At 72.3% G+C, this 26,266-nt stretch carries 26 protein-coding genes; 19 read left to right on the top strand and 7 right to left on the bottom strand.

Features of this window, described 5'->3' with window-relative positions:
* Nucleotides 1–16 precede the first annotated feature (16 nt).
* The 5 genes from bioB to ACZ4Z5_RS13290 all read left to right on the top strand — a co-directional run bounded on the left by bioB (nt 17) and on the right by ACZ4Z5_RS13290 (nt 4,497).
* Nucleotides 17–1,288, top strand: coding sequence for a biotin synthase BioB (gene bioB / locus ACZ4Z5_RS13310; RefSeq protein WP_468261083.1), 1,272 nt, complete (start codon nt 17–19; stop codon nt 1,286–1,288).
* Complete coding sequence (locus ACZ4Z5_RS13305; protein WP_468261081.1) at nt 1,281–2,588, top strand: adenosylmethionine--8-amino-7-oxononanoate transaminase; 1,308 nt, start codon at nt 1,281–1,283, stop codon at nt 2,586–2,588. The genes bioB and ACZ4Z5_RS13305 overlap by 8 nt, the downstream gene beginning before the upstream one ends.
* A 20-nt stretch (nt 2,589–2,608) precedes the next feature.
* Nucleotides 2,609–3,325 (top strand): dethiobiotin synthase, encoded by a 717-nt coding sequence (gene bioD / locus ACZ4Z5_RS13300; RefSeq protein ID WP_468261078.1) that lies wholly within the window; start codon nt 2,609–2,611, stop codon nt 3,323–3,325.
* A 67-nt stretch (nt 3,326–3,392) separates the two neighbouring features.
* Nucleotides 3,393–3,767 (top strand): VOC family protein, encoded by a 375-nt coding sequence (locus ACZ4Z5_RS13295; RefSeq protein WP_468261076.1) that lies wholly within the window; start codon nt 3,393–3,395, stop codon nt 3,765–3,767.
* A gap of 64 nt (nt 3,768–3,831) precedes the next feature.
* Nucleotides 3,832–4,497, top strand: coding sequence for a class I SAM-dependent methyltransferase (locus ACZ4Z5_RS13290; protein ID WP_468261074.1), 666 nt, complete (start codon nt 3,832–3,834; stop codon nt 4,495–4,497).
* A gap of 241 nt (nt 4,498–4,738) precedes the next feature.
* On the opposite strand, the gene ACZ4Z5_RS13285 is transcribed toward ACZ4Z5_RS13290, so the two are convergent.
* Together ACZ4Z5_RS13285 and ACZ4Z5_RS13280 are read right to left on the bottom strand one after the other, a co-directional pair.
* Entirely contained in the window at nt 4,739–5,110 is a 372-nt protein-coding gene (locus ACZ4Z5_RS13285; protein WP_468261071.1) for a fic family toxin-antitoxin system, toxin component, read from the bottom strand.
* Nucleotides 5,107–5,361 (bottom strand): antitoxin, encoded by a 255-nt coding sequence (locus ACZ4Z5_RS13280; protein WP_468261069.1) that lies wholly within the window; start codon nt 5,359–5,361, stop codon nt 5,107–5,109. The genes ACZ4Z5_RS13285 and ACZ4Z5_RS13280 overlap by 4 nt, the downstream gene beginning before the upstream one ends.
* Nucleotides 5,362–5,794: 433 nt before the next feature.
* On the opposite strand from ACZ4Z5_RS13280, the gene ACZ4Z5_RS13275 reads away from it, so the two are divergent.
* Entirely contained in the window at nt 5,795–7,228 is a 1,434-nt protein-coding gene (locus tag ACZ4Z5_RS13275; RefSeq protein ID WP_468261066.1) for a hemolysin family protein, read from the top strand.
* The gene (locus ACZ4Z5_RS13270) at nt 7,225–8,244 is read left to right on the top strand and encodes a hemolysin family protein (protein ID WP_468261063.1); all 1,020 of its coding nucleotides are present in this window, start codon (nt 7,225–7,227) and stop codon (nt 8,242–8,244) included. The genes ACZ4Z5_RS13275 and ACZ4Z5_RS13270 overlap by 4 nt, the downstream gene beginning before the upstream one ends.
* Before the next feature lie 58 nt (nt 8,245–8,302).
* Here the strand turns inward: ACZ4Z5_RS13270 and ACZ4Z5_RS13265 are convergent, their stop codons facing one another.
* The gene (locus ACZ4Z5_RS13265; protein ID WP_468261060.1) at nt 8,303–9,046 is read right to left on the bottom strand and encodes a serine/threonine-protein kinase; all 744 of its coding nucleotides are present in this window, start codon (nt 9,044–9,046) and stop codon (nt 8,303–8,305) included.
* A 186-nt stretch (nt 9,047–9,232) separates the two neighbouring features.
* Nucleotides 9,233–9,523 (bottom strand): holin, encoded by a 291-nt coding sequence (locus ACZ4Z5_RS13260; RefSeq protein WP_468261057.1) that lies wholly within the window; start codon nt 9,521–9,523, stop codon nt 9,233–9,235.
* Between the two features lie 300 nt (nt 9,524–9,823).
* On the opposite strand from ACZ4Z5_RS13260, the gene ACZ4Z5_RS13255 reads away from it, so the two are divergent.
* The 5 genes from ACZ4Z5_RS13255 (at nt 9,824) to ACZ4Z5_RS13235 (ending at nt 14,896) form a co-directional block, all read left to right on the top strand.
* Complete coding sequence (locus tag ACZ4Z5_RS13255; protein ID WP_468261054.1) at nt 9,824–10,603, top strand: SGNH/GDSL hydrolase family protein; 780 nt, start codon at nt 9,824–9,826, stop codon at nt 10,601–10,603.
* Between the two features lie 70 nt (nt 10,604–10,673).
* The gene (gene purB, locus ACZ4Z5_RS13250; protein ID WP_468261051.1) at nt 10,674–12,107 is read left to right on the top strand and encodes an adenylosuccinate lyase; all 1,434 of its coding nucleotides are present in this window, start codon (nt 10,674–10,676) and stop codon (nt 12,105–12,107) included.
* Nucleotides 12,104–12,646: a G/U mismatch-specific DNA glycosylase gene (mug, locus tag ACZ4Z5_RS13245; RefSeq protein ID WP_468261496.1), complete on the top strand. Its 543-nt coding sequence runs from the start codon at nt 12,104–12,106 to the stop codon at nt 12,644–12,646. Before purB ends, mug begins: the two co-directional genes overlap by 4 nt.
* 293 nt (nt 12,647–12,939) lie before the next feature.
* The gene (locus ACZ4Z5_RS13240) at nt 12,940–13,587 is read left to right on the top strand and encodes a response regulator transcription factor (RefSeq protein ID WP_468261048.1); all 648 of its coding nucleotides are present in this window, start codon (nt 12,940–12,942) and stop codon (nt 13,585–13,587) included.
* 151 nt (nt 13,588–13,738) lie between these two features.
* Nucleotides 13,739–14,896, top strand: a complete 1,158-nt coding sequence (locus ACZ4Z5_RS13235) for an ROK family transcriptional regulator (protein ID WP_468261045.1) — start codon at nt 13,739–13,741, stop codon at nt 14,894–14,896.
* A 173-nt stretch (nt 14,897–15,069) separates the two neighbouring features.
* Here the strand turns inward: ACZ4Z5_RS13235 and ACZ4Z5_RS13230 are convergent, their stop codons facing one another.
* Nucleotides 15,070–15,834, bottom strand: coding sequence for a GntR family transcriptional regulator (locus ACZ4Z5_RS13230; RefSeq protein ID WP_468261042.1), 765 nt, complete (start codon nt 15,832–15,834; stop codon nt 15,070–15,072).
* 265 nt (nt 15,835–16,099) lie between these two features.
* On the bottom strand, nt 16,100–16,984 hold the full coding sequence (locus ACZ4Z5_RS13225; RefSeq protein WP_468261039.1) for an RNA polymerase sigma-70 factor: 885 nt from the start codon (nt 16,982–16,984) through the stop codon (nt 16,100–16,102).
* A gap of 228 nt (nt 16,985–17,212) precedes the next feature.
* Here ACZ4Z5_RS13225 and ACZ4Z5_RS13220 point away from each other — a divergent pair, with 228 nt between their 5' ends.
* The 4 genes from ACZ4Z5_RS13220 to ACZ4Z5_RS13205 all read left to right on the top strand — a co-directional run bounded on the left by ACZ4Z5_RS13220 (nt 17,213) and on the right by ACZ4Z5_RS13205 (nt 22,506).
* Nucleotides 17,213–17,866: an NADPH-dependent F420 reductase gene (locus ACZ4Z5_RS13220; RefSeq protein ID WP_468261494.1), complete on the top strand. Its 654-nt coding sequence runs from the start codon at nt 17,213–17,215 to the stop codon at nt 17,864–17,866.
* 148 nt (nt 17,867–18,014) lie between these two features.
* Entirely contained in the window at nt 18,015–18,845 is an 831-nt protein-coding gene (locus ACZ4Z5_RS13215) for an alpha/beta fold hydrolase (protein ID WP_468261036.1), read from the top strand.
* A gap of 357 nt (nt 18,846–19,202) precedes the next feature.
* Nucleotides 19,203–20,780 carry an alkaline phosphatase D family protein gene (locus ACZ4Z5_RS13210; protein ID WP_468261033.1) on the top strand — a complete coding sequence of 526 codons (1,578 nt, stop codon included), beginning with the start codon at nt 19,203–19,205 and terminating at the stop codon, nt 20,778–20,780.
* A gap of 331 nt (nt 20,781–21,111) precedes the next feature.
* On the top strand, nt 21,112–22,506 hold the full coding sequence (locus tag ACZ4Z5_RS13205; protein WP_468261029.1) for a GNAT family N-acetyltransferase: 1,395 nt from the start codon (nt 21,112–21,114) through the stop codon (nt 22,504–22,506).
* On the opposite strand, the gene ACZ4Z5_RS13200 is transcribed toward ACZ4Z5_RS13205, so the two are convergent.
* On the bottom strand, nt 22,442–23,632 hold the full coding sequence (locus tag ACZ4Z5_RS13200; RefSeq protein WP_468261026.1) for a trans-sulfuration enzyme family protein: 1,191 nt from the start codon (nt 23,630–23,632) through the stop codon (nt 22,442–22,444). The genes ACZ4Z5_RS13205 and ACZ4Z5_RS13200 overlap by 65 nt on opposite strands.
* 59 nt (nt 23,633–23,691) lie before the next feature.
* Here ACZ4Z5_RS13200 and ACZ4Z5_RS13195 point away from each other — a divergent pair, with 59 nt between their 5' ends.
* The 3 genes from ACZ4Z5_RS13195 to ACZ4Z5_RS13185 all read left to right on the top strand — a co-directional run bounded on the left by ACZ4Z5_RS13195 (nt 23,692) and on the right by ACZ4Z5_RS13185 (nt 26,205).
* The gene (locus tag ACZ4Z5_RS13195; protein ID WP_468261023.1) at nt 23,692–24,174 is read left to right on the top strand and encodes an Lrp/AsnC family transcriptional regulator; all 483 of its coding nucleotides are present in this window, start codon (nt 23,692–23,694) and stop codon (nt 24,172–24,174) included.
* A gap of 63 nt (nt 24,175–24,237) precedes the next feature.
* Nucleotides 24,238–25,920 (top strand): DUF885 domain-containing protein, encoded by a 1,683-nt coding sequence (locus ACZ4Z5_RS13190; RefSeq protein ID WP_468261019.1) that lies wholly within the window; start codon nt 24,238–24,240, stop codon nt 25,918–25,920.
* 81 nt (nt 25,921–26,001) lie between these two features.
* Complete coding sequence (locus ACZ4Z5_RS13185) at nt 26,002–26,205, top strand: hypothetical protein (RefSeq protein WP_468261016.1); 204 nt, start codon at nt 26,002–26,004, stop codon at nt 26,203–26,205.
* Nucleotides 26,206–26,266 lie beyond the last annotated feature (61 nt).

The following is a 26,266-nucleotide window of genomic DNA, read 5'->3' as shown; positions in this document are numbered from 1 at the left end:
AGGCGAGGATCGCGCCATGGACCTGCTGAACACGCTGGTGGAGAAGGGGTTGGGGCGCGAGCTGCCGACCCGTGAAGAGGCACTCGCCGTCCTGGCGACTTCCGACGACGACGTACTCGATGTGGTGGCCGCGGCCGGCAAGGTGCGGCGCCACTGGTTCGGGCGACGGGTCAAGCTCAACTATCTCGTCAACCTCAAGTCCGGCCTGTGCCCGGAGGACTGTTCGTACTGCTCCCAGCGGCTGGGGTCCAAGGCGGAGATCCTCAAGTACACCTGGCTGAAGCCGGACGAGGCGTCCGCGGCCGCCGCCGCGGGTGTGGCCGGCGGCGCCAAGCGGGTGTGCCTGGTGGCCAGCGGCCGTGGGCCGACGGACCGCGACGTGGACCGCGTGTCGAAGACGATCGAGGCCATCAAGGAGCAGAACGAGGGCGTCGAGGTGTGCGCCTGCCTCGGGCTCCTCTCGGAGGGCCAGGCGGACCGGCTGCGGGAGGCGGGCGCCGACGCGTACAACCACAACCTCAACACGTCCGAAGGGACGTACGGGGACATCACGACGACGCACACCTACGCCGACCGGGTGGACACCGTCCAGCAGGCGCAGGCCGCCGGACTGTCCGCGTGCTCGGGTCTGATCGCCGGTATGGGCGAGTCGGACGAGGACCTGGTCGACGTGGTCTTCTCGCTGCGCGAACTGGACCCCGACTCGGTGCCGGTGAACTTCCTGATCCCGTTCGAGGGCACGCCGCTCGGCAAGGAGTGGAACCTGACTCCGCAGCGCTGCCTGCGGATCCTGGCGATGGTGCGGTTCGTGTGCCCGGACGTCGAGGTGCGGATCGCCGGTGGCCGCGAGGTGCACCTGCGGTCGATGCAGCCGCTGGCGCTGCACCTGGCCAACTCCATCTTCCTCGGTGACTACCTCACCAGCGAGGGTCAGGCAGGCAAGGCCGACCTGGACATGATCGCGGACGCCGGTTTCGAGGTCGAGGGCGCGGGCACCACGACGCTCCCGGAGCACCGGGCGGACGTCCTCGCGGCGGCCGGCGCGGGCTGCGGCTCGCACGGCGGAGGCGGTTGCGGGCCCTGCGGTGACGGTCACTCGGCGGAGTCCGGGTGTGGGGCGTCGCCGGAAGCCGCACAGGACGAAGCCCGGCCCGTGGAGGCGGCACAGGACGAAGCCCGGCCCGTGGAGGCGGCACAGGGCGCCCAGGCGCCTGCCGGGGACGTCCGTTCGGAACTGGTCTCCGTCCGCCGCCGAGGTGCCGGTACCGACCTGCCGCCCAATGCCTGAGCCGTCCCTCACCCCCGGCGAGCTGCTCGCACTGGACCGGGAACACGTCTGGCACCCATACGGCCCCATGCCCGGCCGGCAGCAGCCGCTGGTCGTGGCGTCCGCGTCCGGGGTACGGCTGCGGCTCGCCGAACCGGCCCACGGGCAGCGGGAGCTGGTCGACGGCATGTCGTCCTGGTGGTCGGCGATCCACGGGTACAACCACCCCGCCCTGAACGAGGCGGCCCGCAGCCAGCTGGACCGGATGAGTCATGTGATGTTCGGCGGGCTCACCCATGAGCCCGCCGTGCGGCTCGCCGCCACACTCGTCGAGATCACGCCCGAGCCGCTGCGGCACGTCTTCCTCTGCGACTCCGGGTCGGTGTCGGTCGAGGTCGCCGTGAAGATGTGCCTGCAGTACTGGCGGTCCGTCGGACGGCCCGCCAAACGGCGGATGCTGACGTGGCGCGGCGGGTACCACGGGGACACCTGGCAGCCGATGGCGGTGTGCGACCCCGAGGGCGGGATGCACCAGCTGTGGTCGGGGGTGCTCCCGGAGCAGGTCTTCGCGGACGCGCCGCCCGGCGGCTTCGACGCCGCCCCGCACGATGCGTACTCCCGCCATCTGCGGGAGCTGATCGCGCGGCACGCCCAAGAGCTGGCGGCGGTGATCGTCGAGCCGGTGGTCCAGGGCGCGGGCGGGATGAGGTTCCACTCCCCCGCGTATCTGCGGGTCCTGCGCGAGGCCTGCGACGAGCACGACGTGCTCCTCGTGTTCGACGAGATCGCCACCGGGTTCGGCCGTACGGGTGCGCTGTTCGCGGCGGAGCACGCGGGCGTGTCCCCCGATGTGATGTGCCTCGGCAAGGCGTTGACGGGCGGCTACCTCACGATGGCCGCGACGCTGTGCACCGCACGGGTGGCGGACGGGATCTCGCAGGGCGAGGTGCCGGTGCTCGCCCACGGGCCGACGTTCATGGCCAATCCCCTGGCGGCGTCGATCGCCTCCGCGTCCATCGGGCTGCTGCTGTCGCAGGACTGGCAGCGCGAGGTGAAGCGGCTGGAGGCGGGGCTGCTCGACAGCCTCGCGGAGGCCGCGGACCTGCCCGGGGTGCGCGAGGTGCGGGTGCTCGGCGGCATCGGCGTGGTCCAGCTGGACCACGAGGTGGACATGGCCGCGGCGACGGCGGCGGCTGTGCGCGAGGGAGTGTGGCTGCGCCCGTTCCGGGACCTCGTGTACACCATGCCTCCGTACGTCACGGGTGACGAGGACCTGGCCCGGATCGGCCGTGCGGTGTGCGCGGCGGCCGCGGCCGGCTGAACGGCGAGGAAGGAACACTCATGACGGTGCTCGTGGTCAGCGGTACGGGCACGGAGATCGGCAAGACGGTCGTGACGGCGGCGGTGGCCGCCGTCGCCGCCGCACAGGGCCGGACCGTAGCGGTGCTGAAGCCCGCCCAGACCGGCGTCGGCCCCGGTGAGCCGGGGGACGCGGAGGAAGCCGCGCGGCTGGCCGGCGACGGAGTGACCGGGTTCGAACTGGCCCGGTTCCCGGAACCATTGGCCCCCGCGAAATCGGCCCGGCGGGCCGGACTCACCGCGGTGGGGCCGGAGGAGGCCGCGGAGGCCGCCGCGAAACTGGCCGCCGAGTACGACCTGGTGCTGGTGGAGGGCGCGGGCGGACTGCTCGTCCGTTACGACGACGACGGCGGGACGCTCGCCGATGTGGCGCGTCTGCTGGGCGCACCCGTCCTGGTGGTCACCACGCCCGGACTGGGCACGCTCAACTCGACGGCCCTCACCACGGAGGCGCTGAAGGTCAGGGGTCTGGAGTGCGCGGGCCTGATGGTGGGCAGTTGGCCCGCGGAGCCGGACCTGGCGTCCCGGTGCAACCTGGAGGACCTTCCGCTGGTGTCGGACGCCCCGCTGGTCGGTGCGGTGCCGGAGGGAGCAGGGGGGCTCACGCCCGCCGACTTCCGGGCGCGTGCGGCGGACTGGCTCGCTCCGGTCCTCGGTGGCCGCTGGGACGCGGAGACGTTCGCGCGGGGCGAGGGATGACCGGCGCGTCACAAGCCGCCGCGTCACAAGCGGTCCGTCGGGACCAGGCCTCGTGAACGGGAGCCACATGACGCGGATGCAGGCCGCGCCGCTGCCCCCACGGGCCCGGATGCGGCAGATCGTCGTCGACTGCGAGGACCCGGAGCGACTGGTCCGCTTCTGGGCGGCCCTGCTGGGCGGTGACCCGGTGATCCGGGATCCGGCCTGGGCGTACGTCGATCCGCCGCAGTCCGCCCGGCTCGCCTTCCAGCAGGTGCCCGAGGCGAGGACCGTGAAGAACCGTCTGCATCCGGACCTCTTGGTGGCCGACGTCGAGGAGGCGCGGGACGCCGCGGTGCGGCTCGGCGCGACAGCGGTGGGCGGGCCGGTCACGGATGCCCAGGGCACCTACCAGGTGATGCGCGACCCGGAGGGCAACGAGTTCTGTTTCGTCGACGGGTGAGACGGCGCCGCGCCGGGGGGAGAATCCCGTTGTCGGACCTTCCCCGGCGTGAGGAGGACGTGCCGTGCCGAATCAGCGGGACGTCGTGCACCATCCGTTGTTCGCCCGCTTCTACGCCTGTGTGAGTGTGGCGGCGGATCTCAGAGGCGGAGTCGCCGCCCATCGGGACGAGCTGCTGAGCGGGCTGTCCGGCCGGGTCGTCGAGATCGGGGCGGGCAACGGGCTGAACTTCGCGCACTACCCCGCGACGGTGTCCGAGGTCGTGGCGATCGAACCGGAGCGCTCACTGCGCCGGATGGCCGTGGAGGCCGCGATGCGGTCGGACGTCCCGGTGGACGTGGTGCCGGGGGTGGCGGAGGCCCTGCCGGTGAAGAGCGAGGCGTTCGACGCGGCGGTCGCGTCTCTGGTGTTGTGCACGGTACGGGACGTGCCGAGGGTGCTCTCGGAACTGGCCCGCGTGCTGCGGCCGGGCGGTGAACTGCGGTTCTTCGAGCACGTGGTGGCGCAGGGCCGGGGCCCGGCGGCGGTGCAGCGGTCACTGGACCGCACGGTGTGGCCGAGGCTGTTCGGCGGATGCCACACCGCCCGGGACACGCTCGGCGCGATCGAGGCAGCCGGCTTCGAGGTCCTGAGCCACCGGCGGCTCAGGGTCCCGGACGTCGGCCTCCCGCTGCCGACGTCGCCGTGTGTTCTGGGGGTCGCCCGCCGGCCCACCGCGGGTGCCGGATGACCGGGTGGGTGCCGGGCGGACACAACGAGGGTCCAGGGCAGCCGGTACTGCCGTGGGCCGGCTGCCGCAGCGGATCGACCTGAAGAGAGCCGACCGGGTGCAGCCGCCCTCTGTCGGGTCCGGCGCGGTCCCGGGCGACCGGGCGGACACCGCCGTACGCCGACTTTGCGCCGGGACGCTCGCGTGACCCCGCGCCGGGGCCCACATGGTCGGCCCGCCGGCCGACTGGTCGCACCGCCGGTCAGTCGCTCCAGCGACGCAGCTCGGTGGCGATGCGCCGTATGTCGGCCCTGCCGTCCTTGACGAGCCGGGCCAGATCGCGGACTCGTGCGGGGGTGGCGACGACGTTCAGACCGGAGGCGACCAGATAGCCGTACGCCACTGCGGAGGCGAACATGGCGTTGGAGTGCTCCAGCGCGGGGACGTGCAGCAGGAGCTGCAGGAGGGCCGCCGCGCGGGCGTGCGGATCGCCGTAGACGGGGATGTCGAAGATCTCGGCCTGGTGCCGGCTGACGGCGGCGACGAGTGCGCCCCAGTCGGTGACCTGCGGGTCGCCGGGCATCTTCTCCTCGGCGACCATGAGGAGCCAGGCGAGGTCGACCGTGACGTTCAACGGTCCTCACTGCCCCGTGCGCGGGCGCCGCGCGTGCCGGAGTCCTCTTCGCCTTCCTCCGCGAACACGTTCTCGTACTGCTTCATGAAGTCGGCCGCCGCCTCCACGAAGGTACGCCCGACCTCGCCGGCGTCCTGCCGGACGAGTTCCTCGATGTAGCGGTTCACGCTCATGCCGCGCTGCAGTGCGCGCTGCCGCGCGGTCTCGGCGGTCGATTCGTCCACCCGGACGTTCAGCTGAGTCTTGGCCACCCCATCAAGCTAGCGCGGAATCGCTAGCATCGGCAAGTGCTGCGGCGGTCCAACCCGTTGCCGGCGGAGACTCCTTCCCGGAGCGGCAGATCCGCATGCGTGGATGGCCTGGCCAGGCAGGCGCAACCGGTCGACGATGCGCGGGCAGGTCCAGCGCACCGTCCAACGCCCGCGCGATCGGGCACGCCACGGTCGCCGACGACATGGCCGGCCGGCGCGACGTGGGCGTGCCGGCCCAGCCGGGAGGCCTCGGCGTCACGGAACCTTCGGATCCGACCGCGGCGCCTTTGCCGTCCCTTTACCATGGACATGCGCATTCACCCTCGACGGAAGAGTGCGAGCGTCCCATGGCGAGACCTGCGAGGAAGACGTACAGCCGGCGTTGTCGCGCGGTCCACCCCGCCCTGGCCGATCATGGGACTGAGGTGAACCGATGACCGAGGTGCTTCTGCTCGCGGTGGCCGTACTGCTCTCGCTGGCCTGTGGAGCCTTCGTCGCAGCGGAGTTCTCCCTGACCACGATCGAGCGCAGCGATCTCGAGCAGGCCGTCGAGCGCGGCGACCGAGGCGCCGCGAGCGCCCTGAAGGCCGTGCGCAGCCTCACCTTCCAGCTCTCCGGGGCACAGCTCGGCATCACCGTCACCAGCCTCGTGATCGGCATGCTCGCCGAACCGTCGATCGCGGCGCTGCTCGCCGGCCCGCTCCAGGCGATGGGGCTCCCGGCGTCGGCCGCCTCGTCCCTGGCACTGGTGCTCGGGACCGCGCTTTCGACCGTGTTCCTGATGGTCGTGGGCGAGCTGGTCCCGAAGAACTGGGCGATCTCCTCGCCGCTGGCGGTGGCGCGCGTGGTGGCGACCCCCCAGAGGGTGTTCTCGGCCGTGTTCCGACCGTTCATCAGCCATCTCAACAACACCGCCAACCGCACGGTCCGCCGGCTCGGTCTGGAACCCGCCGAGGAACTCGCCTCGGCGCGCAGCCCGCAGGAACTGGTGGCGCTCGCCCGGCACTCCGCGCGGGAGGGCGCGCTGGAGGCCGACACCGCCGAACTGTTCGTCCGTACCCTCCGGCTGTCGGAACTCACCGCGGAGAACGTGATGACGCCCCGCGTCCAGGTCACGGCGCTCGACGTCCAGACGACGGCGGAGGACGTCGCCAACGCCACCCGGGCGACCGGTCTCTCCCGCTTCCCCGTCTACCGCGGCGGTCTCGACTCGGTCGTGGGGGTCGCCCACATCAAGGACGTCCTGGCGGTGCCGGCCGGACGCAGACCGCGGTACCCCGTCTCCGCGCTCCTCCGCGAGCCCCTCTTCGTGCCGGAGACGCTCGCCGTGGACCGACTGCTCGACGAGCTGTCCGGCAAGCGCACGATGGCCGTGGTGATCGACGAGTACGGCGGCACGGCCGGGGTGGTGACCCTGGAGGACATCGTCGAGGAGGTCGTGGGCGAGGTCCGCGACGAGCACGATCCGCACGAGACGCCGGACCTGGCCCCGGCCGGGGAGGACGCCGACGGACGCACGCTCTACTCGGCGGACGGCGCGGCCAGGACCGACCAACTGGAGACGATCGGGCTGCGGGTGCCCGACGGCCCGTACGAGACGCTCGCCGGACTCGTCGCCACCCGGCTGGGACGCATCCCGGAGATCGGCGACACCGTCGAGCTGGACGGCTGGCTGCTGGACGTGGTGGACGCGTCGGGGCGGCGTGCCGCGCGGGTGGTGCTGCACGTGCCGCGGCCGGTGCCCGGAGAGGAAGCGAAGCCGGCCCGCGGACGGTCCGGTGCCCGGGAACGCTCCGAGGACCGTGCCCGCGGGCACCGGGGGCGTGGCCGGAGACGTGAGAGGCGCCGCGGGGAGGACACCCGATGACCGCGGTCCAGATCCTGATCGGTGTGCTGACGCTCGTCGTGAACGCGTTCTTCGTCGGCGCCGAGTTCGCGCTGATCTCGGTGCGCCGGGCGCAGATCGAGCCGCTCGCGGAGGGCGGCGACCGGCGGGCCCGCAGCGTGGTGTGGGGCCTGGAGCACGTGTCGGCGCTGATGGCGGCCGCACAGCTCGGCATCACACTGTGCACGCTGGTCCTCGGCGTGGTCGCCGAGCCGGCCATCGCCCGTCTCCTGGAGCCGCTGTTCCACGCGGCGGGGGCGCCGGCCGGCGTGACCCACGCGGTCTCCTTCGTGATCGCCCTGGCCCTCGCCACCTACCTCCACATGCTGTTCGGCGAAATGGTGCCGAAGAACGTGGCGCTCGCCGAACCGGCGCGGACCGCACTGCTGCTGGGGCCACCGCTGGTGACCCTGACGCGGGCGCTGCGCCCGGTGATCTTCGCGATCAACGCGTTCGCCAACGGGCTGCTGAAGCTGCTGCGCGTGGAGGCCAGGGGTGAGGTGTCCGCGACCTTCTCCGACGACGAACTCGCCCGGCTGGTCACCGACGCCGGTGACGCGGGCCTGCTCGACGACCGGTCCGCCGAGCGGCTGCACGACGCGCTGGAGCTGGGCCGGCGGCCGGTACGGGACGTCGTGGTGCCCGTGTCGCGGGTGGTGCACGCCTGGGCCGGGACCACCCCCGAGGAGCTGGAGCAGCTGGCCGCGAGGTCCGGCCTCTCCCGCTTCCCCGTGGTCGAGAAGGACGGCCGCATCCTCGGCTACCTCCATGTGAAGGACGCCCTCGACGCCATGCCGCGGGACGAGCCGTTCCCGGTGTCGTGCATGCGCCCGATCGCCCGGGTGCGGGCCGCGACGCCGATGGACGACGTCCTGACGGCGATGCGCCGCAGCCGGACGCACCTGGCAGCCGTACTGGACGACGACAACCGCCTCTCCGGTCTGGTCACCATGGAGGACGTCCTGCGGGAACTCGTGGGGCGGCCGGAGTCCCCGTAGGATCCGTCACCCCGTTCCGGAGAAGACCGATGATCGGGCGTGGCCGGCCCCCTGCCGGTCAGGATGGCCGGGCGCCGCGACCAGGGGGCGGAGCGGGCCCGGCACCGCCGACAGGTCCGGATCGTCGTGACACCGCCCGGTACATCAGCCCCATGTGGCTGCCCTCGCCGAAGGCCCGCCCGCCGGCGGCGTGCACCAGCACCGCGCCCAACGCGAAGACGTCGCACGCGGGCCCGATGACACCGCCCCCGATCTGCTCCGGGACAAGGAACCCCGGCGTACCGACGACCGTGCTGGTGTTCGTCAGCCGGGTCTCGTCCAGGGCCCGCGCGATACCGAAGTCGAGGACGCGCGGTCCGTCGTCCGACATGATGATGCTGGACGGCTTCAGGTCGCGGTGCACCAGGTCGCAGCTGTGGACGGCGAGCAGCGCCTCGGCCAGCGCCGCCCCCGGCTCGCGCAGTGCTGCCTCGTCCATCGGCCCGGCCTCGGCGATCACCATGTCCAGGGGCCTGCCCGGTACAAAGGCCGTGACCATCCACGGCGGATCACCGTCCGGGTCGGCGTCGACGACCTGTGCCGTATGGAACCCGCCGACACGCCGCGCCGCCTCGACCTCGCTGCGGAACCGCGAACGGAAACCGGGGTCGGCCGCGAGTTCCGGCCGCGCCGTCTTGACCGCGACCAGGCGCCCGCCCTGGGAACGGCCCTGGTAGACCTTCCCCATGCCTCCCTCGCCGAGCCTGCCCGTCAGCCTGTAGCCGGCGACGTATGCGGGATCGTCCGGACCGAGCGCCTGCATGACCACGTTGCCGTTTCAACCCACCTGCATTCCGGGCGAGTCGACCCCGAGCATCAAACTGTAGGCACATGGACCAGGTGCGGGAAGGCCGGTCCTCCGTCGCCGGTCGACGATGCGGTGCCGGACGCTTTGTCCACCGAGCCTGCATCCCCGGTGGTCGTCGAGTCCCGGGCGGTGGCTCAGTCCCTAGCCCGCCTCCCGGCATGCCTCTGCCGTCGGGGCCGCGGCCGTGCGGGGCGTGCGGGCGGTGGTGGTCTCGGTGGTCTCGGTCAGGCCGGGCCCCGGTCTGCCCAGGCCGGAGGAGCCGATGGCCATCAGGACGGCGATGAGTGTGGCCAGACCGGCGGTGGCGAGGGCGGCCCGCCAGTCGACGTCGAACAGATCGGTGGCGCCGGCCATGAGCACCGCGGCGAGCGACTGAGCGAACGTACGGATGGCCCGCTCCGTGGTGGCCTTCCAGAAGGCGGCGGTGAACACTGCTCACTCACTCTCTCGTGACGGGTCTCGTACCTCTGCGCATGCCGGCTGTTCGTGAGACGGGGCTCTTGGGGCCTGCCCCGCGGCCGGCGCTCGACCGGGGCGCGAAACGTCTCGTCGCGACGCCGCGAGGCGACCCGGACCGGGAGTGCGAACCTGTCGTCACAGGAGTCACTCGCGGCCGGCGGGTGCGCCGATGCCTCGGTGAGGCCGTGCGGCATTGCCTCGCTCACGGTGGTGGTCCCCTCCCCCGTCACCCCTGAGATCGACTGGACTCTACCGCGATAGCATCGCTCCGCCATGAAAACGCATGCTTCCTACACCAGTTTCGTCGCGGTCGGCGACTCCTTCACCGAGGGGATGTCCGACCTGCTGCCCGACGGCTCGTACCGGGGCTGGGCGGATCTGCTGGCGGCGCGGCTCGCGGAACGCTCGCCGGGCTTCCGGTACGCCAACCTCGCCGTACGCGGGAAGCTCATCGGGCAGATCGTGGACGAGCAGGTGGGCCGGGCCGTCGGGATGGGCGCCGACGTGGTGACCCTGGTGGGCGGGCTGAACGACGTGCTGCGTCCCAAGTGCGACATGCCGGGCGTGCTGGGCCGTCTGGAGGAGGCGGTGGAACGCCTCTCCCCCGCCTGCGGACAGCTGGTGCTGATGCGGAGCCCCGGCCGGCAGGGTCCGGTGATGGAACGATTCCGGCCACGCATGGAGGAGCTGTTCGCGCGGATCGACGTCCTCGCCGGAAGGCATGGGGCGCTCGTCGTCGACCTGTTCTCGGCATCGGCGCTGAGCGACCGGCGGATGTGGGACGTGGACCGGCTCCATCTGACGCCCGAGGGGCACCGGCGGGTGGCCGAGGCGGTGTGGCAGACCCTGGGGCTGGAGCCGCAGGAGGACTGGCGGACCCCGCTTCCCACCGCGCTGCGGGCCGGCTGGGCGGCCCGGCGGGCCGCGGACGCGCGCTTCGCCCGGCAGCACCTGATCCCGTGGATCGGGCGTCGGCTGACCGGCCGCTCGTCGGGGGACGGGCTGCCGCCGAAACGGCCCGAGCTGCTGCCGTACGAGGCACCGTCCGCCTGATGGCCTCGTAGCAACGCACAACCGGGACCGGGGCGCTGGCCTGCACGAACCGCCAGTAGAATGTCGTCACGTGACTGCAAAGCCTCGCATCCCGAACGTCCTGGCCGGCCGCTACGCCTCCGCGGAGCTCGCCGTCCTCTGGTCTCCCGAGCAGAAGGTGAAGCTGGAGCGTCAGCTCTGGCTGGCCGTGCTCCGTGCGCAGAAGGACCTCGGGATCGAGGTGCCGGACGCGGCGCTCGACGACTACGAGCGGGTCCTCGACCGGGTCGACCTGGCCTCGATCGCCGAACGCGAGAAGGTCACGCGTCACGACGTGAAGGCGCGCATCGAGGAGTTCAACGCCCTCGCCGGTCACGAGCACGTCCACAAGGGCATGACCTCGCGCGATCTCACCGAGAACGTCGAGCAGCTGCAGATCCGGCTCTCACTGGAACTGATGCGGGACCGCACGGTCGCCGTCCTCGCGCGCCTGGGCAAGCTCGCCGGGGAGTACGCGGAGCTGGTCATGGCCGGGCGCTCGCACAACGTCGCCGCGCAGGCCACCACGCTCGGGAAGCGCTTCGCGACCGCTGCCGACGAGCTGCTGGTCGCCTACGCGCGCCTTGAGGAACTGCTGGGCCGCTACCCGCTCCGCGGCATCAAGGGCCCGGTCGGTACCGCCCAGGACATGCTGGACCTGCTCGGCGGTGACGCCGCGAAGCTGGCCGAGCTGGAGCAGCGCATCGCCGGTCACCTCGGCTTCGCGCACGCCTTCACCTCCGTGGGCCAGGTCTATCCGCGGTCCCTCGACTACGACGTGGCCACCGTGCTGGTGCAGCTCGCCGCAGCGCCCTCCTCGCTGGCCAAGACGATCCGGCTGATGGCCGGCCACGAGCTCGTCACCGAGGGCTTCAAGCCCGGCCAGGTCGGCTCGTCGGCGATGCCGCACAAGATGAACACCCGTTCCTGCGAGCGGGTCAACGGCCTCATGGTGATCCTGCGCGGGTACGCGTCGATGACCGGCGAGCTGGCGGGCGACCAGTGGAACGAGGGCGACGTGTCCTGCTCGGTGGTGCGCCGGGTCGCACTGCCTGACGCGTTCTTCGCGTTCGACGGCCTGCTGGAGACCTTCCTCACGGTCCTCGACGAGTTCGGGGCGTTCCCCGCGGTCGTCGCCCGTGAGCTGGACCGTTACCTGCCGTTCCTCGCCACGACCAAGGTGCTCATGGGGGCGGTCAGGGCCGGGGTCGGCCGGGAGGTCGCGCACGAGGCCATCAAGGAGAACGCGGTCGCCTGTGCCCTGGCCATGCGGGAGCAGGGTGCCGAGCGAAACGAGCTCCTCGACCGGCTCGCCGCCGACGAGCGCCTCCCGCTGGACCGCGCCCGGCTGGACGCACTGATGGCCGACAAGCTGTCGTTCACCGGCGCCGCGGCCGACCAGGTCGCCCAACTGGTCTCCCGCATCGAGGAGATCGTCAAGGAACGCCCGGAGGCCGCCGCCTACACCCCGGGGTCGATCCTCTGACACCCGCCGAGCTGGAGGCCGCCCGTGACCGTCTCGTGCCGGACGTGGTCGCGGACGGCCTCTCAGTGCTCTTCTGCGGTATCAACCCGGGGCTGATGTCGGCCGCCACGGGCCATCATTTCGCCCGCCCCGGCAATCGCTTCTGGCCGGTGCTGCACCTGTCGGGTTTCACCCCGCGTCGGCTCCGGCCGTCGGAGCAGGACGAGTTGCTGTCGTACGGCCTCGGCATCACCAATGTGGTGGCCCGGGCCACCGCGCGCGCCGACGAGCTGTCGGCCGAGGAGTACCGCGAGGGCGGACGCATCCTCACCGCGAAGGTCGCCGAGCTGCGCCCCCGCTGGCTCGCCGTCGTCGGCGTGACCGCGTACCGCACGGCCTTCGGTGAGCGCTCGGCCCGGATCGGGCCGCAGCAGCGGGTGTTCGGCGCGACCCGGGTGTGGGTGCTGCCCAATCCCAGCGGTCTCAACGCCCACTGGACGGCGGCGGCGCTGGCCGAGGAGTTCGCCCGGCTGCGCGTCACGGCGGATCGGTCCCATTGATCACCGCCACGAGCTGGAAGGGCGGCTCGTGGCCTCCCCGGGACACTCCGACCGCTGTCCACCGTCCGCCGTGGTCATGCCGTCGGCAAACCTTCCGGCACCGACGCCTGGGGTGGCCTTCGGTCATCCCTGCGCCGCGGGCGACCGGCCGACGGGCTGTGCGGCACCTGCACGAGCCTGGTTCCGCCGACCGGCCGCGCTGCTCGGCGGGAAGACGTCCACGGCCCGTCCGGGAGCCGCATCTGCATCCGGAGGGTGCGTGTGGGACCGCCTCGAACCCACAGGCCGAGCAGATGATCACCGTGCTTCTCGTCGACGACGAACCCCTGGTGCGCGCGGGGCTGCGCGCCGTCCTGGAGGCCCAGGAAGACATCGAGGTCGTCGGCGAGGCCGCCGACGGCGCCGCGGTGATTCCGCTGGTCCGTCGACTGCGCCCGGACGTGGTGGCGATGGACGTGCGGATGCCTCTCCTGGACGGGATCGCGGCGACCGGGGCAGTGCTGCGGACCGTGCCGGATCCACCGAAGATCCTGGTGGTGACGACGTTCGAGAACGACGAGTACGTGTACGAGGCGCTACCCGCGAGGGCCGACGGTTTCCTCCTGAAGCGGTCCAGGCCCGCCGAGATCGTGCACGCGGTCCGGCCGGTCGCCGAGGGCACGTCACTGCTCTTCCCGGCCGCGGTCCGCTCACTGGCCGCCGAGTACGGCAACCGGAAGGCCCGGCAGGACCTGGACCGGGCGGGGCTCACCGACCGGGAGACGGGTGTCCTGCGGCTGATGGCCCGGGGACTGTCGAACGCGGAGATCGCCGCCGAGCTGATGGTCGGCACCGAGACGGTGAAGACGCACGTCAGCGCGGTTCTGGCCAAGCTCGGCGCCCGGGACCGCACCCAGGCGGTCATCGCCGCGTACGAGTCGGGTCTCGTCACCCCGGGCTGAGTCTTCGGTCGCCCCGAGCCGAGCCTTCGCGGGGCCGGGTCCGCATCGCCGTCCGGCCTGAGTGATGTTCCTGGCCCCGGTGCCGCTCGCACAGGCGTCCGGCCGCCGAGTACGATCCGGCAGACACGCGTACGAGCCGGGAGGACACACGTTGGGGCGGCTGACCGGCGGGGACCCCTCTCTGCTGCGGCGGATCAACTCCGCGGTGGTGCTGCACGCGCTGCGCGGTGCGGGTTCGCCCACGCTGACCGATCTGACCAGGGTGACGGGCCTGTCGCGGCCGACCGTCGAGGGCGTGGTCGACGGACTGATGCAGTCGGGCCTGGTGGTCGAGGCTCCGCCGGAGGAGGGCGAGACCAGGCGCCAGGGCCGGCCCGCCCGCAGGTTCCGCTTCCGTGCCGAGGCGGGCCATCTGCTGGGCGTCGAGATCGGAGTGCGCCGGATCGCGGTGCTGATCTCCGGCCTGGACGGACGCATCATCGGCGCAGGCACGAGGGACGTCTCGGAGACGTCGTCGGCGGATGAGCGGCTGGAGAAGGTGCGGGCGGCAGTGGCGGACGTGCTGCGGCGTACCGGGGTACCGCGTGGGTCGCTGCGCGCGGTGGGGGTCGGCAGCCCGGGCATCGTCGAGGCGGACGGCACGGTCCGGCTCTGCACCGCGTTGCCGGGCTGGACGGGACTGGCGCTGGGCGAGCGGCTGCGCCGGTCGTTCCGCTGCCCGGTGCTCGTGGAGAACGACGCGAACGCGGCGGCGGTGGCGGAGCACTGGAAGGGCGCGGGCACCGATTCCGACGACATCGTGTTCGTGCTCGCGGGCCTGAGCCCCGGTGCCGGTTCGCTGATCGGCGGGCGGCTGCACCGTGGGTACGGTGGCGCGGCCGGGGAGATCGGGGCGCTGCATCTGCTGGGCCGCGAGGTCACGCCCGAGACGCTGCTGTCGACCACGGACGAGCCCCTGCACCCGCTGGACGAGCAGGCGGTGGCGCGGGTCTTCGCGCTGGCCCGGGAGGGCGACGAGCGGGCCCGCGCGGCGGTCGGCCGGTTCATCCAGCGGCTGGTGCACGATGTGGCCGCCCTGGTGCTGGCGCTCGATCCGGAGCTGGTGGTCGTGGGCGGCTGGGCCGCGGGCCTCGACGGCGTACTGGACCCGCTGCGGGACGAGTTGGCCCGCTACTGCCTGCGGCCGCCCCGAGTGGCGTTGTCGCTGCTCGGTGAGGCGGCGGTAGCCACGGGTGCGCTCCGGCTGGCGCTGGACCATGTGGAGGAGGAGCTGTTCGCCGTCGAACGGACGGTGACGGCCCGGCGCTGACCGGGATGCCGCCGGCCGTGGGAACGTCCACGGCACGGCCGCGCGGCGCGCCGGACGGTCGCCGGGCGGCCTCACCGGGGGAAGGACCCGGGTGCTCGGCGCGGCGTCGTATTCCGGCGGGACGGTCAACGGCGGGCGGGGCAACGGCAGGCGGGCAGCGGCCGGGCCCTCGGTCAGGAGGCGCGGCGCTCCGGAGCGCCGGAGCTGATCTCGATGCCCCCGGAGTCGCCGAAGGTGAGCCGACAGGTGTCGGCCCGGTAGGTGGCGACGGAGAGGGCGGCGGTCGCACCGTTCGCGGCGTAGCGGGTGGTGACCACGAGGACGGGAGCGCCGGGCAGCCGGTCGAGTTCCTTGGCGTCGTCGGCGCGGGCGGACCCCAGCTCCACCGCACGGTCCTGGCCGTCGAGGGTGAGCCGCTGGAGGGAGCGCAGCAGGGCGCGGACCCGGGTCGGGCCGGAGGGGGTGTCGATGGCGGGGAGGTCGGGCACGGAGGCGGAAGGGACGTAGAGCAGTTCGGCGGCGAAGGGGCGGCCGTGGCTCAGTCGCAGCCGGCGCACGACGTGCACGCTCTCGCCCCTCTCGGTGCCCAGGTGCCGGGCGACGTCGGAGGGGGGTGCGGCGGTGGTGCAGTCGACGGGCTGCCAGTCGTCACCCGGTGCGCCGGGCCACTCCTGGTCGGAGGTGCCGACGTCCACGCCGAACCGCGGCGGTGCGACGGTGGTGCCGACGCCCCGGCGGCGCTGGAGTCTGCCTTCCAGCTCCAGTTGTTCGAGAGCCTGACGCAGGGTGGCGCGGGCGACTCCGAAGCGCGCGGCGAGTTCACGCTCGTTGGGCAGCACCTCACCCACGGAGAACTCGGAGTCGAGTGCTTCGCTGAGGACGGTCCTGAGATGCCAGTACTTCGGCTCCGGCGCCGATTCGAGCTGCGTGGTCCCCACCCTGTCCTCCGCAATCCGCCGTGTCCCCGCGGTGTTTCTGCGCCCTTGTTTATTAAAGGTTCCTGCACTAACCCTGTGACGATAGGACGGGCCGAAGAGTTGGTCAAGACCAATCATGGGGCCGGGACGGGGCATGACGGACACCTCGGACAGGCGTTCACACGACGTTCCAGCAACCGTCCGCGGCGTGGCACCGAGCCGGCGGCCGCCGGGTTCAGGGGTGCAAGTCCCGCGGTCACACGGTCGCGAGCGCGGGGCGGAGGGACTACCGCTCGCCGACCGCACCCAGCTTGTCGGGGTTGCGCACGAGGTACAGGTACTGGATGCGGCCGTCGACGACGTCGAGCTGGACGACGGTGTCCGGCCGGCCCTCGGACAGGACGAGCACGGCCGGTCCGCCGTTGATCTCGACGAGGCGGTACTCGGCGCCGGGAACCGGGATCTGCGCCACGGCGACGACGAAGCGGCCCACCTTGTCGGCCGTTTCGATGACCCGCAAGGGCGCCTTGGCCTTGCCTCCGCTGTCCCCGACCAGCCGGACGTCGGGGGCGAGGAGCTCCAGCAGCGCCTGGAGGTCGCCGCCGGACGAGGCGGCGAGGAACCGCTCCGTCAGGTCGCGCCGCTCCGCCGGGTCGACGTCGAAGCGAGGTCTGCGCTCCTCCACATGGCGCCGTGCGCGGCCGGCGAGTTGCCGGACCGCCCCCTCCGAGCGTTCCAGCACGCCCGCGATCTCGGCATAGGAGTAGCCGAAGGCCTCGCGCAGCACGAACACGGCCCGTTCCAGCGGGGACAGCGACTCGAGGACGACGAGCACGGCGAGGGACACCGAGTCGGCGAGCATGGCCTGTTCAGCGGTGTCGGGGACGGACTCGCCGAAATCGGTGGCGAGCGGCTCCGGGAGCCAGGGGCCGACATAGGCCTCCCGCCGGGACTGCACCTGCCGCAGCCGGTCGAGGGACAACCGCGTGGTGATGCGCACGAGATAGGCACGTGGCTCGCGCACATCGGTGCGTTCCTCGGCCGTCCAGCGCAGCCACGCCTCCTGGACGACGTCCTCGGCGTCGGCCGCCCTCCCGAGCATGCGGTAGGCGACGCCGAACAGGACGCCGCGGTGCTCTTCGAAGACTTCGGTGAGGGTGTCGGTCGCCACGGTTCCCATCCCACCCGAAGCACCCGTCACTGTCCAGGCGGCTCCGACCGCACGGCCGGGGCCGCCCCACGGACGGTCCGGGCCGGCAATGCTGACGACCCGCCCATCCCCGCCGCGAGCCGGCCGTGCAGCCCACCTTTCCGAACCCCGCGAGTCGGCGATACGGCCCTCCTACCCGAACCCCTTTGACACACAGTGAGGGATGGTTACTCTGTGTACATGAATGGTGTGCGCTACGGAGTGCTGGGGACAGGGCAGGTCGGCCGGACGCTCGGCCGCCGACTGGTCGGACTGGGCCACGAGGTGATGCTCGGGTCCCGGGAGAAGGACAACCACACGGCCCGGGAATGGGCCCGGGAGACGGGGGACGGGGCGAGCCACGGGACGTTCGCCGAGGCCGCCGCCTTCGGCGGTGCCGTGATCGTCGCCGTGGGCGGCCGGGTGGCGCTCGCCGCGCTGGAGTCGGCGGGCGCCGGCAACCTGGCGGGGAAGCTGCTGATCGACGTGACCAATCCCCTGGCCTTCGAGGACGGTCGGCTGCGACTGGCGCCGGTCGAGTCGGACAGTGTGGGCGAGCAGATCCAGCGCGCGTTCCCGGACGCCCGCGTGGTGAAGACCCTGAACACCCTCAACTGTGCGGTCATGGTGGACCCGGGCCGGGTTCCGGGTTCGCACCAGGTCTTCGTCTGCGGCGACGACGGTGCCGCCAAGGCCGCGGCGGTCGCACTGCTGGGCTTGTTCGGCTGGCCGGCCGACCGCGTGATCGATCTCGGCGGCATCGAGGAGTCCCGGGCGGTCGAGATGTGGCTGCCGCTATGGATGGGACTCATGCGGCATTTCGGCGACCCGGACTTCAACCTCGAGATCAGAAGGCCCGGCTGATGGGAGGGAACGGGCCTGCTCCGCCCGGCGCCGGCCCCGGAAACCGACCGGGCAACCTCTTGAACTAGAAGCTACCGAGCGGTAATCCTTGCTGACAGGGTGTCCAGGAAGCCCCGGCGTCGCCCGATCCGCCGACAGGAGCAGGAGCATGTCCGCACAGATCTCGTTCCCCGTGGAGTCCCCCCGGGGTCGCCGCACGGTCTCCGTCACCTACCGCCGCACCGGCAGCGGTGAGCCCCTCCTGCTGCTGCACGGCATAGGGCACCACCTCCAGGCCTGGGATCCGGTGCTGCCCGCGCTGGCTGCGGAGCGCGAGGTGATCGCGGTGGACCTGCCCGGTTTCGGCGAGTCGCCCGCACTGCCCGACGGTCTGCCGTACGACCTGGCGCATGTGGTGCCGGCGCTGGGCGCGCTGTGCGAGGCACTGGACCTGGACCGCCCGCACGTCGCGGGGAACTCGCTCGGCGGACTCCTGGCACTGGGGCTCGGCAGGGCGAAGCTGGTGCGGTCGGTGACCGCACTGTCGCCGGCCGGCTTCTGGACACCGGCCGAACGGCGTTACGCCTTCGCCGCGCTGCTGGCGATGCGCCGGGGAGCACGCACCCTGCCGGTGCCCATGGTCGAGCGGATGTCCCGTTCCGCGGCGGGCCGAGCCGCCCTGACCAGCACCATCTACGCCCGGCCGGGCCGCCGTTCACCGGAGGCGGTGATCGCCGAGACGCTCGCGCTGCGCCACGCGCCCGGCTTCGAGCAGACCCTCGCAGCGGGCCGCGAGGTGCTGTTCGCCGACGACATCCCGGGCATGCCGGTGACCGTGGCCTGGGGCACCAGGGACCGGCTGCTGCTGCGCCGCCAGGGGGCCCGCGCCAAGCAAGCCATCCCCGGCGCCCGGCTGGTGCGCCTGCCCGGCTGCGGCCACGTCCCGATGAACGACGACCCGGCACTGGTGGCGCGCGTCATCCTGGACACAAGCCGCTGACACCGGTTCCCGCGGCGGCCGTGGAGCCGCCGCGGGAGGGCGGTGCGGGGCTGCCGGGCACGGCGAAGACCCCTCGGCTGCCCCCGCCAGGGCCGGCCAACGCGGCACGGACGGAGGGGACCCGGACCGGGCACCGGACGATCGGCGACCCGGACGCCGCGCAGGTCGGACCGGCAACGTCCCGGCCGTGCACCCGCCGTTGCCGGCCGACGAAACCCCGTAAAGCGTCGGCCAGTTGAGGGTCCCCCGAATGCGGCGCGAGTGTTCATCCGGGGTTCGTGCGCCCGCCGTTGCGGGGCAGTAGGCATGGGGCGTACTCCCGAGTCCGCCGTCCGCACCGCTTCCGGAGGCACATCGATGTCGCTCCTGCCCCGCAGTTCGTCCACCCGCCGCACCCTGCTGCGCGGTTCGCTGGCCGTGCCGGCCGCCCTGGCCCTGCCCGCCGTCGGGGCCGCGGCACCGGCGCTGGCGCTCTCCGGGCGCCCGCGTGCCGCCTGGGGCGTGCAGGCCGGGGATGTCACGGACTCCTCCGCACTGGTGTGGGTGCGCGCGGACCGCCCGTCGCGGATGATCGTCGAGGTCTCGGCCACCGAGTCGTTCCGCAACAGCCGACGCCGGTACGGTCCGCTCCTCGGCCCGGGTACGGACTTCACCGGAACCACGGCACTGAACGGGCTCCCCGCGGGCGAGCAGATCCACTACCGCGTGACACTCGCCGACCCGGACGACCCGCGCCGCACCGGCGAGCCGGTGTACGGCACCTTCCGGACGGCTCCGGCACTCCGGCGGGCCGGAACGCGCTTCCTGTGGTCCGGCGACATCGCGGGACAGGGCTGGGGCATCAACCCGGACATCGGGGGCTTCCGCGTGTACGAGGAGATGCGGCGGCTGGACCCGGACTTCTTCCTCTGCAGCGGTGACACGGTCTACGCGGACGGGGTGATCCTGCCCAGCGTGACCCTGCCGGACGGCCGGGTGTGGCGCAACGTCACAACGGAGGAGAAGTCGAAGGTCGCCGAGTCGCTGGCGGAGTTCCGCGGCGTCTTCCGGTACAACCTCCTCGACCACAACACACGGGCCTTCAACGCACAGGTCCCCACGATCGCGCAGTGGGACGACCACGAGGTCCGCAACAACTGGTACCCGGGGCAGATACTCGACGACAGCCGCTACACGGAGAAGAACGTCGATGTGCTCGCGGCCCGTTCGATGCGGGCCTTCAGCGAGTACTTCCCGGTCTCCACGCTCCGCCCCGGGGCCCGCGAGGGCCGGATGCACCGGGTGGTCCGGCACGGTCCCCTGCTCGACGTGTTCGTCCTGGACATGCGGTCGTACCGCAATGCGAACTCGCCCGGACGCCAGGCCGACGACTCGACGGGCATCCTCGGTGCGGAGCAACTGGCCTGGCTGAAGCGGCAGCTGCGCCGTTCGCGTGCGGTGTGGAAGGTCCTCGCCGCGGACATGCCACTGGGTCTGGTCGTGGCGGACGGGGCGACGGACTTCGAGGCCGTCGCCCAGGGCGACCCCGGGGCGCCGCTCGGCCGGGAGCTGCAGATCGCCGAGCTGCTGCGCTTCATCAAGCACCACCGGATCACCGGCACGCTGTGGCTGACGGCCGACGTGCACTACTCCTCGGCGCAGCACTACGAGCCGTCACGTGCGGCGTTCAAGGACTTCGCGCCCTTCTGGGAGTTCGTCTCCGGACCACTGGCGGCCGGTGGTTTCCCCGCGAACGCGCTGGACGGGACGTTCGGACCGGACCGGGTCTTCGTGCACGCGCCGACCCGTGCCAATGTGTCGCCCATGGAGGCCCCGCAGTGTTTCGGCGAGGTCGACGTCGACGGCGAGAGCGGCGACCTGACGGTACGGCTGCGCGCGGAGGGCGGCACGGTGCTGTTCAGCAAGGTGCTGCGGCCCGGGCTGGTCGGGCAGTAGCAGGAGGAGCGGCCGCCGTAAGGCCCTTGGCCCGGTCCGGGCGCAGGCCCGGACCCGGGTCCCGGCGCCCGGACGCGGACCCGCCTCCGGACCCGACTCGGCTGGGCGCTCCGGCGCCCTCCGTTGCGGGAGGGTGCCCCGCGCCCATCTGTACGGACCTGCTGCGCACTTGTCAGCCGGCGGCGGAGCGCGCCGGGCACAATACGGCGCACCGGCGGTCGAATTGCGACCCAAACCATCAAACAAGTTGACAAAATAGACGAAAACGCACTTAACCCGTCAGTCACAAAGCGTTCGTGATCACGCAACACCCCTCGGCCAGAGTGATGCCATGACCGAGACGATTTCCGCGAAGAACGCCCGCCGTCGTCACCACTGGCGCCGGGATCTTGTCGAGCTCGCCGCCCTCTTCACCGCCGTCGCCGTCGCCGACGCGATCGCGAACATGATCGCCCACGGTCCGGACGGGCCGTTCCTCCTCGTCACCTCCGCGGTGGCCCTGATCGCCACAGCCGCGTTCCACACCTGGTGGGCGCGTCGCCACAGTCATGCGCCTCCTGGTTCCCATACCGCCGGCACGGCGGAGGCGGAGCCCGCGTCCTCGCCCGCCGGACCGCCGTCCGGTGGCCCGAGCGGCACCTCGCTGTGGCGGATGCGCACCACCGTGCGCGACGAGCCGGGCAGTCTGGCCGCCCTCTGCACGGCGTTCGCCCGCCGGCACGTCGACATCCTGAGCCTCCAGACGCACCCGCTGGGGAACGGAACGGTGGACGAGTTCCTGCTGCGCGCACCGCTGGACCTCACCGCCTCGCAGCTCACCCGTGAGGTGTCCGCGGCCGGTGGCTGCGACACCTGGATCGAGCGGGCCGACGCCCACGATCTGGTGGACACCCCGACCCGGCTGCTGGGCCTGGCCACCCGGACCGCCCTCGACGCCGCCGAACTGCCGCTCGCCCTCAGGCAGCTGCTGGGACGCTGCACCATCCGTTCCTGGCCCGCCGTCCCCCCGACCGGTCGGCGAGAGGCCGTGCCGGCGCCGGTCGAGGGCGTGCTGGACGGTACGGAGATGCGGTTGCGCGACCCGAACGGCGGCGTGATCACCGTCGAACGCCCGTATCTGCCGTTCACCCCGACCGAGTTCGCCCGCGCCCGTGCCCTCGTCGAGCTGGACGCACGTCTCGGGCCGCGCATGCCGCGCAGCGAGGACGTGCTGACGCTGCCCGAGGGCAACGCCATCACGATCCGCCGGGTGGGCCAGGGCGACCTCGTCGCCGCCCGGGCGATGCACGACCGCTGCTCCGAGCGGACACTGGGCCTCCGGTACCACGGTCCGGTGGCCGACGCCGACCGCTACCTCAACCATCTGCTCAGCCCCCGCTTCGGCCGCACCCTCGCCGTGCAGACGGTCTCCGGCCGTCTGGTCGCGCTCGGCCACCTGCTCTGGGACGGGGACGAGACCGAGGTGGCGCTGCTGATCGAGGACGAGTGGCAGCACCGGGGCATCGGCTCCGAACTGCTGCGCCGACTGGTCGCGATGGCCGTCGAGGCGGGCTGCGACAGCGTGTACGCCGTCACCCAGTCGTCGAACACCGGAATGGTCGCGACCATGCGCGGGCTCGGTCTCCCCCTCGACTACCAGATCGAGGAGGGGACCTTGGTGATCACCGCACGGCTGGATGCGACTCCGGTGCGGTCCCGCCCGCCGTACGAGCAGGCCGAGCGCTGAGCGCGGCGTCCAGGTCCCGCCACAGGTCCTCGACGTCCTCCAGCCCCACGGACATCCGCAGCAGCCGGTCGCTGACGCCGGCGGACCGCCGGTCGCCCTCGTCCACGATGCGGTGACTGATGGAGGCGGGGTGCTGGATGAGGGTGTCCACACTGCCCAGGCTGACCGCCGGGGTGATCAGCCGGACTCCGGCGATGACCTCGTGCGGGTCGCCGTGCACCTCGAAGGCGACCATCGCACCACCCAGTTTCGGGTAGTGCACCCGCGAGACCCTGGGGTCGTCCGCCAGCCGCGCCGCCAGCTCCGCGGCAGCCGCCGACGCGGCCCGGACCCGTACGGGCAGCGTCGAGAGGCCCCGCAGCAGCAGATAGCCGGACAGGGGGTGCAGCACGCCGCCGGTGGCGAAGCGCACCTGGCGCAGACCGCGGGCGAACTCCTCGTCGCAGGCGACGACGCCGGCCAGGACGTCGCCGTGGCCGCCCAGGTACTTCGTGGCGCTGTGCAGCACGATGCGGGCGCCGCTCTCCACGGGCCGCTGGAGCACGGGGGTGGCGAAGGTGCTGTCGACCAGCAGCGGCACCTCGCCGCAGGAGTGGGCCACGGCCCGTATGTCGATCTCGGCCAGGGTGGGGTTGGCGGGCGTCTCGACCATGACCAGGCCGGTGTCGGGGCGGATGGCGTCCGCGACGCCCGCCGGATCGGTCCAGGTGACCTCGGAACCGAGCAGGCCCGCGGTCAGCAGGTGGTCGCTGCAGCCGTAGAGCGGGCGGACGGCGACCACGTGCCGCAGGCCCAGGCTCGCCCTGACGAGCAGGACGGCGGAGAGGGCCGCCATGCCGCTGGCGAAGGCGACGGCGCTCTCGGTGCCCTCGAGCCGTGCCAGTGCCGCTTCGAAGCGTGCCGTCGTGGGGTTGTCCAGCCGGGCGTAGACCGGCGGCCCGACGGGCTGGGCGCCGGTGGCCGCGAACTCGTCGATCCGGGCCGCCTCGGCCCGGCTGTCGTACGAGGGGTAGGTGGTGGACAGATCGATGGGTGCGGCGTGCAGGCCCTGCCCGGCGAGATCTTCGCGGCCGGCGTGCACCGCCGCGGTGGCCAGGGCCCATGGGGTGGGGGCGTCGGTGTCCATGGCGGAAAGGTGAACGACTACCGACAGGTAGCGTTCGATTGGCGTGTTACGTTCGGCCCATGGCCGATTCCGTCGTACTGGACGCGGTCGATCTGCACATACTGCGCCTGCTGCAGAACGACGCACGGGCCACCTACCGTGACCTCGCCGCCGAGGTCGGTGTGGCTCCCTCCACCTGCCTGGACCGGGTGGCGCGGCTCCGCCGCAGCGGGGTGATCCTCGGCTACGAGCTGCGCGTCGATCCGGCGAAGGTCGGCAGGGGGCTCCAGGCCCTGCTCTCCGTACAGGTCCGGCCGCACCGACGGGAGCTCATCGACCCCTTCGTCGAGCGCATCAGGGCGCTCCCCGAGTCACGGGCGGTCTTCCACCTCACCGGGCCCGACGACTACCTGGTGCACGTGGCCGTGAAGGACACCGCCGACCTCCAGCGGCTGGTCCTGGACGAGTTCACCTCCCGCCGTGAAGTGGCGCGGGTCGAAACCCGGTTGATCTTCCAGCAATGGGACTGCGGCCCGCTGCTGCCGCCCATGTCAAGCCACTGATCGGCGCATACTGATCGCCTGAGGGTGATGACGCGGACACCCGTTGCATACGAGGATGGCGGCATGCCAGACACCTCGAGCAGCCCGCTGCCCCGACAGGTCGCCGACGCCCATGTCGATGCGCTCATCACCCTTGATCCGGTCACCGGAACGCACCTGGGAGTGAAGGAGAGCTCCCGCCGGCTCCCGGACTACTCGCCCACGGGGCAGGAGGCAGTCGCCGAACTCATCCGCATCACACTCGCGCGGCTGACCGAGGCGGAGCGGCAGCCCGGCGCGGACAGCGAGGCCGAGCGGCGCTGCGCCCGGCTCCTGCGCGAGCGGCTCACCGCCAAACTCGCCGTGCACGAGGCCGAGGAAGGCCTGCGCACCGTGGGCAACATGCGGTCGCCGGCCCACAGTGTGCGCCAGGTGTTCACCATGATGCCGACGGAGACCGACGAGGACTGGTCGGCGATCGCGGAGCGGCTGCGGGCGGTCCCCTCGGCGCTGTACAGCTACCGGGTCTCCCTGGAAGCCGGTCTGGAGCGCAAGCTGTACGGCGGTCCGCGCGCGACCGCGACGTTCATCGGCCAGCTGACCGAGTGGGCCGGCAGCGGGCGCGGCTGGTTCGAGGAATTCGCGGATGCCGGTCCCGAGCCGCTGCGGACCGAGCTGGACTCCGCCGCACGGAGCGCCACCGAGGCGGTGGTCGAGCTGCGGGACTGGATGCGTGACGTGTACGCACCCGCCGTCGCCGACGCCCCGGACACGGTGGGACGTGAACGGTACGCGCGCTGGGCGCGCTACTTCAACGGCACCGATCTGGATCTCGACGAGGCCTACGCGTACGGCTGGTCCGAGTACCACCGGCTGCTCGACGAGATGAAGGCCGAGGCGGACAAGATCCTTCCCGGTTCCGGTCCGTGGGAGGCGCTGGCCTGGCTCGACGAGCACGGCAGGCACATCGAGGGAGTCGAGGAGACCCGAGTCTGGCTGCAGAACCTCATGGACGAGGCAATAGCGGCCCTGGACGGCACCCACTTCGAACTGGCCGAGCGGGTCCGGCGGGTGGAGTCGCGCATAGCGCCGCCCGGAGGGGTGGCCGCGCCCTACTACACGGGCCCTTCGGAGGACTTCTCCCGGCCGGGACGGACCTGGCTCCCGACCATGGGCGAGACCCGGTTCCCGGTCTACGACCTGGTGTCGACGTGGTACCACGAGGGCGTACCGGGCCACCATCTGCAGATCGCGCAGTGGGTGCACGTCGCGGACCGCCTGTCCCGGTACCAGGCGACGATCGGTCACGTCAGCGCCAACTCGGAGGGCTGGGCCCTCTACGCGGAACGGCTGATGGACGAGCTGGGGTTCCTCGACGACTCCGAACAGCGCCTCGGATACCTCGACGCGCAGATGATGCGTGCCTGCCGGGTGATCGTGGACATCGGCATGCACCTGGAGCTGGAGATCCCCGCGGACTCCCCGTTCCACCCCGGTGAGTACTGGACTCCCGCGCTGGCACAGGAGTTCTTCGGGCGGCACAGCGGCCGGCCCGCCGAGTTCGTGGAGAGCGAGCTGATCCGCTACCTGTCGACGCCCGGCCAGGCGATCGGCTACAAACTCGGAGAACGTGCCTGGCTGCGGGGCCGGGAGCACGCCCGCAGGGCCCACGGCGAAGCCTTCGACGCCAAGGCCTGGCACATGGCGGCGCTGTCCCAGGGACCGCTGGGCCTCGACGACCTGGTCGAGGAGCTGTCGCGGCTCTGACCCGTCCGGCGCGCGGCACAGGGCCGCGCGTCGCCGTACCGTCGCCTGTTCCCCCTCCCCCGATCGAGGAGATCACCTTCCTTGCCTCCCCGGTTCCTGTTCTGCGGCGATCCCCTGCGGCCCCGGCGGCCGGACGCCGCGTTCGAGGAGGAGTCCTCGGCGGTACGGGCGGCAGGCGGCGGAATCGCCCTCGTCGACCACGACGCGCTGCTCGCGGGGCGGGCCGAGGAGGCCGTCGCACGGGTGTGCAACACACGTAGCGCTGCTCGTGATGGGACTCGTTGAACGGGGTCGTGAGCCTCGCTCGGTGAACCCCTGTGCGCCGGCCGCAGAAGGGTCTGCCCCA

Source organism: Streptomyces sp. NPDC030222, assembly GCF_055573115.1.
Note: the sequence above shows the minus strand (reverse complement) of the source record. Positions and strands in the feature narration are given on the sequence as shown.